Source organism: Chroogloeocystis siderophila 5.2 s.c.1 (assembly GCF_001904655.1).
Lineage (GTDB): Bacteria > Cyanobacteriota > Cyanobacteriia > Cyanobacteriales > Chroococcidiopsidaceae > Chroogloeocystis > Chroogloeocystis siderophila.
The window spans coordinates 293,085-305,266 of sequence record NZ_MRCC01000002.1 but is presented as its reverse complement, the minus strand read 5'-3'; the positions used below and the strand labels follow the sequence as shown (position 1 = coordinate 305,266).

Sequence of the window (12,182 nt, the reverse complement as noted above, 5' to 3'; positions counted from 1 at the left end):
CCCTCCTTCGGTAGTTGACTATAGGTCACAGTGGCGCAACTCCTATCCAATGCGTCTGTTGTTTATTAGAATACCAAGTTGTGACATATGTTCTGTCGTTCGCTGGGCAGAAACGCTTTCACTCTATAGGTGGATTTACTCAAAGCTAGATGCGAGCAATTAGCTAATCACTACCGTCGCAAACTGCGAGGATCGAGCGCATCGCGTAAGCCATCACCGAGTAAATTGAAAGCTAAGACGGTGAGAATAATCAGTAATGCGGGAGGCCAAATTAGCCAGGGTTGGAGTACTAGAATTGAGGCGTTTGTCGCGAGCGATAGCATATTACCCCACGATGGATCGGGTTGCTGAATTCCCAATCCTATTAAACTTAATACTGACTCAGCAACAATAAAACCTGGTACAGCTAACGTTGCTGAAATAATAATGTAAGTTGCTGTTTGCGGCAAAACATGGCGCGCGATGATATAAAACGGATTTGCACCCATCGATTTTGCAGCTTGCACAAATTCGCGTTCTTTAATCGAGAGAACTTGTCCGCGAATGACTCGTGCTAAACCCGCCCAGCCGATAAATGAAGTAATCAACACAATCAAAACAAATCGTTGAGTACTGCTTAATCCTGGTGGTAAAACGGCGGCTAAGGCAACTAACAGATAAATGCTAGGAATTGTCATCAGTACTTCGACGATGCGCATCAATGTGCTATCAACTAAACCGCCAAAATAGCCGGAAATACCACCGATAAGCATTCCTAAAGGAAAGGTAATTGCAATACCGACTAAACCAATACTGAGGCTAATTCTACCTCCGTGCAGTAAGCGACTAAATTGATCGCGCCCTTGCTCGTCAGTGCCTAAAAGATTAAATCTTGCTTCGCCAGTCGTACCAAATAAATGTAGGTTTACAGGAATACCGCTGAAAATTTCTACTTCTTCAAACGTTGGCGGTAAGGGTAAAGTCAAGCGAAATAAGTTATAGGTATAGCCACGAGTTAATAAACGTAACCCAGCAGGATTTGTATAGTCTACGATCAGTTCGCGATCGCCTGTTTCTAAATCAGTTTGCCCTTGTGTTGTCGGGTAAACGTGTGGTCCAATAAACTCTCCTGCGGTATTACGCCAGTAAACTTGCGTTGGTGGTAGTAGCGAACCATTAAGTTGTGATGTATAGGGGTCGTAAGGGGCGACAAAATCCGCCGCAAAGACTGCAATGTAAAAAACGAGGAGTAATACAGCACCAAAGCGGGCGAGAGGATTTTTCTTAAGTCTTTGCCACCAGTTCATTAACCACTATGCCCTAAAGTCATAATCTATTGCTTTGAATTCTAGCCTGAGAGGGAAACGTTAGAGTTCAAACTTTTGATTCTCTTTCGCTCAAAACTCCTTAATTAATCTCCGACCTCTGACCTGCGAACGTAAGTCTACGCAAGCGCCCTCCAACCGCTCAATTCTTACTGCGGTCTAACTCAGAAGACGATTAAATAAGTCATAGTTAAAATATAGTAATAAATTTCAACGTTTCTTAAGCAAAGTGGCTGGCACTGACAGCGTGTGGAGGGAGGTTTGGCTGTGACCCAAAAAGTGGAAGTAGACGATCAGCTTGAGTCTAAAGAAGTGATCGTTGTGGATAATGCGAACTACAAAAAAGTTCCGTTGCGATCGCGTCAAAATTGGCTGATTCCGTTAGTAGTTGGTACAGGGTTAGGCGTAGCGATCGCTTTTGGGGGAATGCGCTTTGTTTCGCGTCCGACGACCGCACCAAACCAAACGCCGCAGCAAATAGCACCTCCAAGCATGAGTGTGACGGTGGAACCAGTTCGCAGTACACAGGTAGCGCGATCGCTGAATGTCACTGGTACAATTGCGGCGCGTGATTTAATTTCTGTATTACCGCAAACCAATGGTTTACAAATTCGGCAGATTTTAGTACGCGAAGGCGAAAGTGTCCGTGAAGGGCAGGCAATGGCAATTTTAGATGATGCAGTTATTCGCGCGCAAATCGACCAAGCCAGCGCAAATATCGAATCTGCACAAGCCGTAGTTGGTCAAAGACAAGCCGCTTTAGCCCAAGCCCGCGCTAGTTTAGCCGAAGCTGAACGTAACCTACAGCGCTACGAACAACTTGCAAGGAATGGGGCAATTAGCCGCCAAGAATTAGACACACGTGCCACAGCAACAGCGACCGCCCGCGAAGCCGTCCGCGTTGCGCAAGCAAATATTAGTAGTGCTGAAGCTGATGTACGTAGTAGCCGCGCCGGTTTACAACAATTACAAACGCAATTGGGACAAACTGTAGTCCGCGCGCCCGTGAGTGGTTTAGTGGCCGAAGCGATCGCCAAAATCGGCGATGTCGCCAGTGGTTCACAACCCTTATTTTCCATCATTCAAAACAACGCTTTAGAACTCGCCGCCCAAGTTCCGGCGGTACAGCTACCACAAGTGAAAGTCGGCGCACCTGCTAGAGTAACCTCCGATACAGATTCGCGCGTTCAGTTACAAGGACGCGTACGCGAAATTGCGCCATTAGTCGATACACAAAGCCGCCAAGCCACAGTCCGCATCGATTTACCTCCAACGTCTTTGCTACGTCCAGGAATGTTCGCACGCGCAGCGATTACCTCTGCAACTGTCCCTGGAATCACAGTTCCAGCAAAAGCTGTCGTTCCACAACCTGATGGTAATGGAAGGGTTTTTGTACTAGTCGGTGAAGATACCGTTCAAGCCCGATCGGTTGAACTCGGAGAAGTTCTCAATGATGGCAACATCGAAATCCGCAGCGGTTTAAATCCAGGCGATCGCGTCGTTGTTTCTGGTGCTGGCTATCTTAACGATGGCGATCGCGTACGTGTAGTAGAAGGAAGTTAGTGATTAGTTTTGAATGCGTGAATTTTGTTAGCTACCGCAATGCCTTAGCACGTTTTGAATTTTGAATTATTGAAGAACTCTCTTAAACTCAACACTCATAACTCATAACTTCCCTCACTCCTCACCCCTCATTTATGTCCTTTAACATCTCTGCTTGGTCTATTCGCCGTCCGGTTCCTACAATCGTTTTATTCTTGATGTTGACGATTTTGGGTTGGTTTTCATTTACCCGATTAGGAATTGATACAAATCCTAACATTGATATTCCGGCGGTTTCCATTACAGTGAGTCAGCCAGGGGCGGGACCTGCGGAACTCGAATCGCAAGTCACAAAGCAAATTGAAGATGCGGTTGCGAGTCTGGGAAACATTGACAGTATGATTTCAACTGTTAACGATGGCGTTTCAACAACGGTTGTTAACTTCGTGTTGGGTACAGATAGCGATCGCGCGACAAACGATGTCCGCAATGCAGTTGCTCAAACGCGCCAAGATCTACCGCAAGATATCAGCGAACCGATCGTCCAACGGTTGGAATTCGCGGGTGGTCCAATCATGACTTATGCTGTTGTTTCGCAACAGCAATCAGTTGAACAATTAAGTAACTTGGTTGATCAAACGATTAGCCGTGCTTTACTCGCGGTGCAAGGTGTCGCGCAAATTCGCCGTGTTGGTGGTGTTGACCGCGAGATTAGGATTGATTTAAATCCATCACAGCTACAAGCGTTAGGAATTACCGCAACACAGGTAAATGACCAAATTCGCGCGTTTAATGCCAATCTACCAGGAGGACGGGCGGAAGTTGGCGGTAGCGAACAAACTGTGAGAACTTTGGGGAGTGCTGCGAGTGTTGAAATTTTAAGCAATTACCAAATTGTCTTACCAAATGGCAGTTATGTGCCTTTGTCGAGTTTAGGAGAAGTAAGTGACAGCTTTGCTGAACCGCGACAAGCTGCTTTTTTAAATGGCGAACCGGTTGTTGCTTTTGAAGTATTGCGTAGTAGCGGTAGTACGCTCGTTACTGTAGAAGAAGGTATTAGAAAAGCGGTAGCGCAATTAGCAGCAACATTACCCGCTGATGTTGATTTGCAACTCATTTTTACGCGGGGTGACTTTATCCGCGAGTCTTACGAAAGCACGATGCACGATCTCATTCTTGCATCGGTGTTAGCTGTGTTAACGATTCTGCTATTTTTACGCGATTGGCGGGCGACGTTAATTACAGCGGTAGCTTTGCCTTTATCAATTATTCCGACGTTTTTCGTGCAACAAAGCTTGGGCTACACGCTCAATAATATGACTTTGTTAGGGTTAGCACTTGCGGTAGGAAATTTAGTCGATGATGCTGTGGTCGAAATTGAAAACCTCGATCGCCACATGAAGATGGGAAAAACAGGGCGTCAAGCAGCTTTTGACTCTTCGGCTGAAGTCGGGCTAGCGGTAATTGCGACATCTGCAACAATTATTGCGGTATTCCTTCCTGTGGCATTTATGGGGGGTATTCCTGGTCAATTTTTCCAACCTTTTGGTGTCACAGTTGCGGTATCTACAATATTTTCGACGCTAGTAGCACGAACAGTCACGCCAATGATGGGAGCGTATTTGCTCAAGCCAAATTCAGAGAGAATTCACCGCAAGTCTAAACCCCACAAAAAACCGTTTCAGCCGTATAAATCTTTGCTGACCTGGGCATTACGCCATCGTTTAACAACGCTCGGAATTGCGTTGGCGTTCTTTGTTGGTAGCTTGATGTTAGTGCCAATGATTCCCAAAGGATTTATTGATAACGGTGATTTGGGAATTTCTACAGTTTCTGTGGAATTACCGCCAGGTTCGACTTTAGATGACACAACGCAAGTCGTACAACGCGCAACCGCCTTAATTCAGCAAAATCCTGCGGTAGAAAGTATCTTAGCAACGCCGGAAGTTAATAAAGCAACGCTGACAGTCAAGCTGAAACCCGAACAAAATCGTGATATCTCGCAAAGCGAGTTTGAACAACAAATTCGTCCGCAATTTGCTAAAATTCCAGGCGCAAGAATTAGTTTCCAAAGCCAAGGTGCGGCGGGAAATAATAAAGACCTCTCGATTGTTTTAAGAAGTGAAGACCCTGAAGCATTAAATCGCGCTGCGGCTGAATTAGAAAGGCAAATGCGCACAGTTCCAGGTTTAGTTGAAGTTGCATCATCTGCTAGTTTGGCGCAGCCAGAAATCTTGGTCATTCCCGATCCAGCAAGGGCGGCGGATTTAGGAGTTACGGTACAGGCGATCGCCCGCACCGCATCCCTTGCGACTTTAGGTGATAGCGATGCGAATTTAGCTAAATTTAACTTGAGCGAACGCCAAATTCCGATTCGCGTTCAAATTGACCCTGAAGCACGTAACGACATCAATACCTTTAGAAACTTACAAGTTCCTAGTAATAACGGTTCGTTGGTTCCGTTAACAGCTGTCGCTGATATTCGTTTTGGCAGTGGTCCTGCCCAAATTAATCGTTACGATCGCTCGCGTCAAGTCTCGGTAGAAGCAAACTTACAAGGTATCGCATTAGGAGATGCGGTAGATGCAGTTAATCAACTTCCGGCGTTGAATCCGCTACCCCCAGGAGTTGTGCAGCAACAAGCGGGTGATGCTGAAATTATGCAGGAAATCTTTGGTCGCTTTGGTACGGCTTTAGCACTCGCAATTCTCTGTATTTATGCAATTCTCGTGTTGCTGTACAACAACTTTTTCCACCCATTCACGATTATGGTAGCGTTGCCATTATCTTTGGGTGGTACGCTACTGGCATTGATGTTTGCGCAAAAAGCTTTAGGGTTATATGCCTTGATTGGAATTGTGCTGTTGCTGGGTATCGTCACAAAAAACTCGATTCTCTTAGTCGATTACACAATCATCAATCAAGCAGAAGGAAATTCACAACGACAAGCATTAATCAATGCTGGTGTCTCGCGTCTGCGTCCTATTTTAATGACTTCGTTATCTACGATTGCGGGAACCTTACCCCTTGCGCTTGGCTTTGGTCCTGGTGCTGAAGTCCGCAGCCCGATGGGAATCGCTGTATTAGGTGGTTTTACAACTTCTACATTATTAACGTTAGTGGTAGTCCCTGTCTTATTTACTTATGTCGATGACTTCCAACACCGACTGATGGATTTCATACAGAGTGGATTTAATAAAAATCGCAGCCGTGTTGTTGATGATAAATTAGCTGTGCCAGCTAGTACTATTGAGCAGTCAAACAGTACACTGCAACGGAAATAAGTCGTATAATATCTATTACTTTATATTCGACATATGCGCGGGTGTAATTCAGTGGTAGAATGGTACCTTCCCAAGGTAAACGTCATGGGTTCGAGTCCCATCACCCGCTTTGGCTGTAGCTACACTTGAAGACGTTGTTGTAGCTGCTGGATAAAGAAATTGATTGACCAACTCGCATAAACTATCCGGATCATAAGGCTTGGTAACATAAGCTGTTGCTCCTGCTAATCTGCATTTAACTTTGTCAATCAACTTATGTTTTGCGCTTAGCATAATGATTGGCAGGTTACGAAACTGCGACATACCTCGTACTGTACGACATAACTCGATACCATCAATTTGCGGCATAGCAATATCTAATAACAGCAAAGAGATTTTTTCATAGTAAATTAGATTCAACGCATCTTTGGCGTTACTTGACACCAAAACGCGGCAACAATCAGACAATATATGTTTGATTTGTTCTTGCATGATGTGGCTGTCATCAACAGCCAAGATCGTAGGTATTTGGGTATTGAATATCAGATTCTGCATAACTACTCGTCCTGCTACTAATGCAGACCAAAATACTCAGTGGCTGAGGGATAAAGATTTAGTAATCTTGGTTAGCGCTACTATTGCCTATGTCTAGCTAAAACTGCATCCAATTCATCAGAATCAGTTTGACTACACGTAGATTGACGTAGATTTTTTGGAAAACGTTACTGAACGATTATCTATTTCAATGTGATTTGATGACTCAACATCACCAAAAAACTTCTTCTTTCAAAGTGAAGCTATGAAGCTGATGACAGCTAATATATACTCCTATTACAATATTAAAAATAAAATTTTATAATTGCCTTTATACTGAAGATTTGAAGTAGCTGCCCTCCGTAAGACTACGGATATTGACATAAATTATTTAATTATATCAATGTGAGGTGTCTAGAAAACACCGTAGTTCCTCGGAAATTGTTAAATTAAGATTGTTTTTTCGAGTTCTGCCTCAATCTAATGTAAGCAAAATGTACGAAAATTAGCGACTATGAAAACTTTGCCAAGCCTGTGAAAACACGTAGAGCGAAAGTAGTCCTAACATTAAACGAAAAATAATGCTAATTGTAGTATCAGATAATTTGGGGAGAATACGAGTACTCATTTGAGCACCTACAAGACCACCAATTCCCAAGAGAATACCTTCAGTAAACAAGACATTATGACTAAGAGTGTGTCCTATACAAGCCGCAAGGGCTGTAAGAATAATCACACCCAAACTTGTTTGAATTGCAGTCTTAATCGTTTCTCCTAATAAGAGAATTTGCATTGGCACCATAATGACGCCACCACCTACGCCGAATAAACCTGCTAAAATTCCAGCAGCCCCGCCAGTACACAAGCGAGCGATCGCAGGATTAATTCGTTGAGATTTACCTTGATTTTTCGTTGTGAGGCGCTTCTTTAAATCTACAAGATAAATATTAATTAGGAGTAATAAACCAAAGGCAATCAAGAGTAAATACGAAACAAATTTACTCGCTAAATATACTCCAATTTGGGCAGTGAATAGCGCCGGAAGTCCCAGAGAAATAACGCGCTGGGTATCAAAGTACCCCATCCGCCAGTTTTGAATACTACCAGAAATTGATGTAATAACAATTGCTAAGCTACTCGTCGCAACGCCTTGCAAAGGGGTATATCCTAACCCAACCATGAGTGGAACTAGAATCGTACCGCCGCCAATTCCTAAAAATCCCGCAAGGATACCAGCAATTAATCCTCCGAACGATAAACCAAGCAAATTTGCTGAAGCTAACATAAAAAATCTGATTTGACCTTATAAAAAGCTTTGAAGTTTTTTACTAATCTTTCATAACTCTGCATAGTAGTAAACAATTTAGGATTGCTATATTAGCACTTATCAAAATAAGGAAGTGTTCGCGTTGAACTCATTTCTATTCAAGGCATATTTAACAACTTCTCGCTCAATTTCAGGATGAAAATATTTAGCTACGAAGTTAAGTCCTACTTTTTCCATAACCCGAATTGATGCCATATGATTTGCTAATGCCATTGAGACAACTCGTTGTGTATTTCCGTTCAAGAATCCCTTATGGACAAGTGCTAAGGAACCTTCTGTAGCATAACCTTGGTGCCATTTAGCTTTTTTTAAGCGATAACCAAGTTCAATTTCTGAAGCATCATAAAATCCTAAGTTGAAATAAAATAAGTTATCTGATGCAGGTCGAAAGTGAAACCAGCCAATAAACTCACTGCTCGTTTTTTCGATTGCTGCCCAAATTCCGTAATTTTCGTATTCTTGGTAATAACGCAACCATTTGGGTAAAGTTTTATTTTTAATAGTTTCATAATCAATATCTATTGCTGTTACTCCTTTAATAATGCCGAGGTTAACAAAGCGAATAACTTCCGGATCGCTGTCAAGTTCATATAAATTGTTAGCATCTTCTTCAGTGAAGTTGCGTAAAAGTAAGCGTGGTGTTTCTAGGAAAACTGTCATATTTGGTTAGCGATAAGCTATTTTTGAATTCTGAGAAGGTTTCTCTAGCAGTGAAGTGCGATGTAAACAATTTAAAATGAAGCGTAACCTTGACTAAAATACTTAATGTTATAACTATGTTGTAGATTTCTAGGATATCTGCGTGACAATTTCTCAGTTTAAGCGTCTTACTCAAGATTTGTTAGACGATATCGCCCGAAAAGCTCGTAGTAGTCCGAGGCTACGGCAAAATTATAACTTTCACGAGTTAGGTGAAAAAGTTCAACGATTTATCAATGTTCTGCAACCTGGTACGTATGTCCGTCCGCACCGACATTGTAGAGATTCGGGAGTAAATGGCTTTGAATTTTTCCTGGTACTGCAAGGAGAACTAGGAATGATTATTATGGATGAAAACGGTAAGATTCTTAATCAAGAACGCGTTGGTGCGAGTAGCGGTACGCGTGGTGTAGAACTTGCTGAGGGAACTTATCATACGCTCGTGGCTTTGAGTCCAGATACGATAGTTTTGGAACTTAAAGAAGGACCCTATGACCCTAGCACGGATAAAGAATTTTTAGAATGCTTTCCGGCTGAAGGAACTGTAGCAGCTAGACAATTCGTGACGACTTGGCAAAGCTACTTTACAGATAAGATCGCTGACGGCGATCGCAGCACAGTGTAAATTTAATTTGCCATAATTTCTAGGCGTTGCGGAATATGATGAGAGCGCCATGAATACAAAGATTAAAATCAAGGTTAATCCACCATCTACTTTAAAAGAAAGAAATACCACGTCATCTTTACCGGTACTACAGACGTATGAACTCAAAAAAGTTTATCGTACTGGCTTTTGGTTAAATCAAAAAGTAGAGTCGCTCAAAGGCTGTTCTCTAAGTGTATATCAAGGAGAAACTTTTGGTTTACTCGGACCAAATGGCGCAGGGAAAACAACATTGTTGAAGCTTTTGCTTGGCATTATTCGTCCTTCGGGAGGGCGTGGTGTGCTATTAGGACAACCGTTAGGTGATCGCACGTGTAAGCAAAAAATCGGCTATTTACCAGAAAACGCTTATTACTATGACTATTTAACAGGTTGGGAATTCCTCGAAATGGCTGCGGGGCTATTTCAGCTTCCTACTGCGGTGCAACGTCAGCGAATTCCTGAATTATTAGATTTAGTTGGTTTAGCGCAGCCTGTTGCTAAGAAAAAACAATTGCGTCAGTACTCGAAGGGAATGTTACAGCGTATTGGTTTAGCGCAAGCCCTGATTAACGACCCTGAAGTTATCTTTTTAGATGAACCGATGTCAGGACTTGACCCTATAGGGCGCTACCAGATGCGTAAAATTATTTTATTGCTCAAAGACTTAGGCAAGACTATTTTCTTTAATAGTCATATCTTATCTGAGGTTGAACAAATTTGCGATCGCATTGCGATTTTGGCACAAGGCGAGTTAATTTGTACAGGTTCGCTAGAGGAGCTTTTAGGTCAACCAAATATTTATAGCATCAAAGGACAGGGTGGCGATCAACATATGTTGCACCAATGGCTGCATCATCTTGTTATTGAACATGATGGCTCTTGGCACGGGCAATTACAAGGTGAATTAGATAAGTTCCTTACCAGTCTTTGGCAAACTGATGCTCAACTTGTAGCCATAAACCTAGCGCGTCTTTCTTTAGAAGAATTTTTCTTACAACAGTTACGGCAAAAAGGGTTAACAGGTGGTATTGATACTGCTTCGGCAATCATGCCGTGAAGCACAGTATAAGGGATGTGCAACTTCATTTAGTATGACATCCCTTACATAGCTTTAGAATCCGATAAAGCGGAGGATGTTGATGACACTACCCAATGGCCCAAGTGCAGTTCCAAGAGCATCGCCTACCCTAGCTATACCAGAGCGGTTGACGACGACAATATCGTTAGCACGCAGTCGAGGATTTGTTTGTTCGTTGATACCTTGTTCAAAGTTTGTTTCGATATTTCGTCGTGTTACAGTTCCGTCAGGATTCAGGCGAACTAACTCGACAGTACTTCTGCGGGCGCGAGCATTATTAAATCCTCCCGCACTAAGAATCGCCTGATTCATTGGAGTATTGGGAGGTAATTGCAGCACTCCAGGGCTTTTGACTTCTCCAACAACACTGACTGGGATCGTCGCTGGTGAGAAATTAGCGTCGGCTAATTCTGTAGATTCAGCAGGGTTGATATCTGTTGCGGTGGCAACAACAATCGTATCTCCTTCTTGTACGAGGGTGTCTTGGTTGACATCACCCGTCTTCAACAAGTCCCAAAGATTCACATTAATTCTATGTTCTGTACCTGATTTTGTAGGACGGCGAATGATGACGCTGCGGACATCAGCGTCGGATGTAATACCACCTGCCAGTTGAATCGCGCGGGTGACTGTGGGCAGTCCATTATTACCACCACCTACGTTTCCACCCTGATCATTCGCGGCGGCGGTATTCACGCCGCCGCCGACGACAACGTACGAACCAGGGCGGTTGACTTCACCAACGACTGTGACAGTACGGGGACGATTTGCGGGAACAGCAAAACTGGCGGAAGCAAATTGACGTAATTCGGCTAAGTTGACGCTTGTTGCGGTGGGAATAAATATAGTGTCACCGTCGCGTAATGTTAGGTCATTATTTACAGTTCCGCTGCGAACAAGTTGGGTAAGATCGACGTTGTAAACTTGGACGGGTAAACTACCACCTTGAGGACGGCGCAGTTGTACCTGACGTAAATCTGCTGCAAGAGTTACTCCTTCAGCAAGATTCAACGCGCTAATAATTGTGGGGTATTGAACACCAGGGTTATCACCTGCACCACCTTGTAAGCCTACAGTGTAGGAACCAGGACGATTGACTTCGCCGGAAACAACGACGTTGATTGGGCGGGGAGCAATTAAACTAACGGTAACAATGGGACGTCTCAGAAAGCGAGCATAGCGTGTTGTAATTAACTCTGCTGCTTGATTTTGAGTTAGTCCGCGAATGACAACGCGACCAATCAAGGGAAGATAGAGGTCGCCACCAGGAGGAATTTGATAGTCACCGCTGTACTCAGGGACTTCAAATACGTTAATGCGGATGCGATCGCCACCATCCAATGTGTATTCAACGTTTTCTTGTACGGCTGCTGTTGGGGCTTGGACTTGCGCCCAACTCGGAGATGGAAAGGTAGTTGCGACCATAGCTAAGAGAGCTAAACCGGCAACTGGTTGGGTTAATGCTCGATAGACTTTAGTAATCATGTTCCAGTTGTAGATAATTCTCCGAGAATTTTATTTCTCACTATTTTATGTGGTGTTTTGAACTAATGGAGAAAGTTAGAGCTAGTGTAAACACATATTTTAAATAAACATTACTTAAGTAATTTCCACATTTAGAATAAAGAAATAGTCAGTTAAATTTAGACTTATTATGCATAACACATTGTTTAACATAGACATAATAAAAACCTGCAATTGTAATAAGTTTGGCACATCGAATTAGTACCTGGAATAGCATCAATTGCAGGTAAGGCGTATGCACTTATGATTCGAGGGACGAACCGAA

8 protein-coding genes, 1 tRNA gene and 1 pseudogene are annotated in these 12,182 nt (G+C 43.2%); 5 read left to right on the top strand and 5 right to left on the bottom strand.

The window, feature by feature from the left end; translation table 11 throughout:
• Window positions 1-170: 170 nt before the first annotated feature.
• Window positions 171-1,286 (bottom strand): ABC transporter permease, encoded by a 1,116-nt coding sequence (locus NIES1031_RS03120; protein WP_073548052.1) that lies wholly within the window; start codon window positions 1,284-1,286, stop codon window positions 171-173.
• Between the two features lie 285 nt (window positions 1,287-1,571).
• On the opposite strand from NIES1031_RS03120, the gene NIES1031_RS03115 reads away from it, so the two are divergent.
• The 3 genes from NIES1031_RS03115 (at window position 1,572) to NIES1031_RS03105 (ending at window position 6,239) form a co-directional block, all read left to right on the top strand.
• The gene (locus NIES1031_RS03115; RefSeq protein ID WP_084544243.1) at window positions 1,572-2,867 is read left to right on the top strand and encodes an efflux RND transporter periplasmic adaptor subunit; all 1,296 of its coding nucleotides are present in this window, start codon (window positions 1,572-1,574) and stop codon (window positions 2,865-2,867) included.
• A gap of 134 nt (window positions 2,868-3,001) precedes the next feature.
• Window positions 3,002-6,130: an efflux RND transporter permease subunit gene (locus NIES1031_RS03110; RefSeq protein WP_073548051.1), complete on the top strand. Its 3,129-nt coding sequence runs from the start codon at window positions 3,002-3,004 to the stop codon at window positions 6,128-6,130.
• Between the two features lie 37 nt (window positions 6,131-6,167).
• Window positions 6,168-6,239, top strand: a tRNA-Gly gene (locus tag NIES1031_RS03105).
• A 68-nt stretch (window positions 6,240-6,307) separates the two neighbouring features.
• On the opposite strand, the pseudogene NIES1031_RS26295 reads toward NIES1031_RS03105, so the two are convergent.
• The 3 genes and pseudogenes from NIES1031_RS26295 to NIES1031_RS03090 form a co-directional block, all read right to left on the bottom strand.
• A pseudogene (locus NIES1031_RS26295) lies at window positions 6,308-6,664 on the bottom strand (response regulator); the annotation flags it as partial.
• 484 nt (window positions 6,665-7,148) lie between these two features.
• Window positions 7,149-7,928 (bottom strand): sulfite exporter TauE/SafE family protein, encoded by a 780-nt coding sequence (locus NIES1031_RS03095; RefSeq protein ID WP_073548050.1) that lies wholly within the window; start codon window positions 7,926-7,928, stop codon window positions 7,149-7,151.
• A gap of 102 nt (window positions 7,929-8,030) precedes the next feature.
• Window positions 8,031-8,630 carry a GNAT family N-acetyltransferase gene (locus NIES1031_RS03090; RefSeq protein ID WP_073548049.1) on the bottom strand — a complete coding sequence of 200 codons (600 nt, stop codon included), beginning with the start codon at window positions 8,628-8,630 and terminating at the stop codon, window positions 8,031-8,033.
• Window positions 8,631-8,772: 142 nt separating this feature from the next.
• On the opposite strand from NIES1031_RS03090, the gene NIES1031_RS03085 reads away from it, so the two are divergent.
• Both NIES1031_RS03085 and NIES1031_RS03080 read left to right on the top strand, forming a co-directional pair.
• Window positions 8,773-9,294: a WbuC family cupin fold metalloprotein gene (locus NIES1031_RS03085; protein WP_073548048.1), complete on the top strand. Its 522-nt coding sequence runs from the start codon at window positions 8,773-8,775 to the stop codon at window positions 9,292-9,294.
• 49 nt (window positions 9,295-9,343) lie between these two features.
• Entirely contained in the window at window positions 9,344-10,372 is a 1,029-nt protein-coding gene (locus tag NIES1031_RS03080) for an ABC transporter ATP-binding protein (protein ID WP_073548047.1), read from the top strand.
• Window positions 10,373-10,426: 54 nt separating this feature from the next.
• Here NIES1031_RS03080 and NIES1031_RS03075 read toward each other — a convergent pair whose 3' ends face one another.
• Window positions 10,427-11,818, bottom strand: a complete 1,392-nt coding sequence (locus NIES1031_RS03075) for an SLBB domain-containing protein (RefSeq protein ID WP_236738701.1) — start codon at window positions 11,816-11,818, stop codon at window positions 10,427-10,429.
• Window positions 11,819-12,182 lie beyond the last annotated feature (364 nt).

Bases quoted from the DNA above. Each gene is read 5' to 3' on its own strand.
- NIES1031_RS03080 (WP_073548047.1), top strand. From the start codon at position 9,344: ATGAATACAAAGATTAAAATCAAGGTTAATCCACCATCTACTTTAAAA.
- NIES1031_RS03095 (WP_073548050.1), bottom strand. From the start codon at position 7,928: ATGTTAGCTTCAGCAAATTTGCTTGGTTTATCGTTCGGAGGATTAATT.
- NIES1031_RS03090 (WP_073548049.1), bottom strand. From the start codon at position 8,630: ATGACAGTTTTCCTAGAAACACCACGCTTACTTTTACGCAACTTCACT.
- NIES1031_RS03075 (WP_236738701.1), bottom strand. From the start codon at position 11,818: ATGGTCGCAACTACCTTTCCATCTCCGAGTTGGGCGCAAGTCCAAGCC.
- NIES1031_RS03120 (WP_073548052.1), bottom strand. From the start codon at position 1,286: ATGAACTGGTGGCAAAGACTTAAGAAAAATCCTCTCGCCCGCTTTGGT.
- NIES1031_RS03110 (WP_073548051.1), top strand. From the start codon at position 3,002: ATGTCCTTTAACATCTCTGCTTGGTCTATTCGCCGTCCGGTTCCTACA.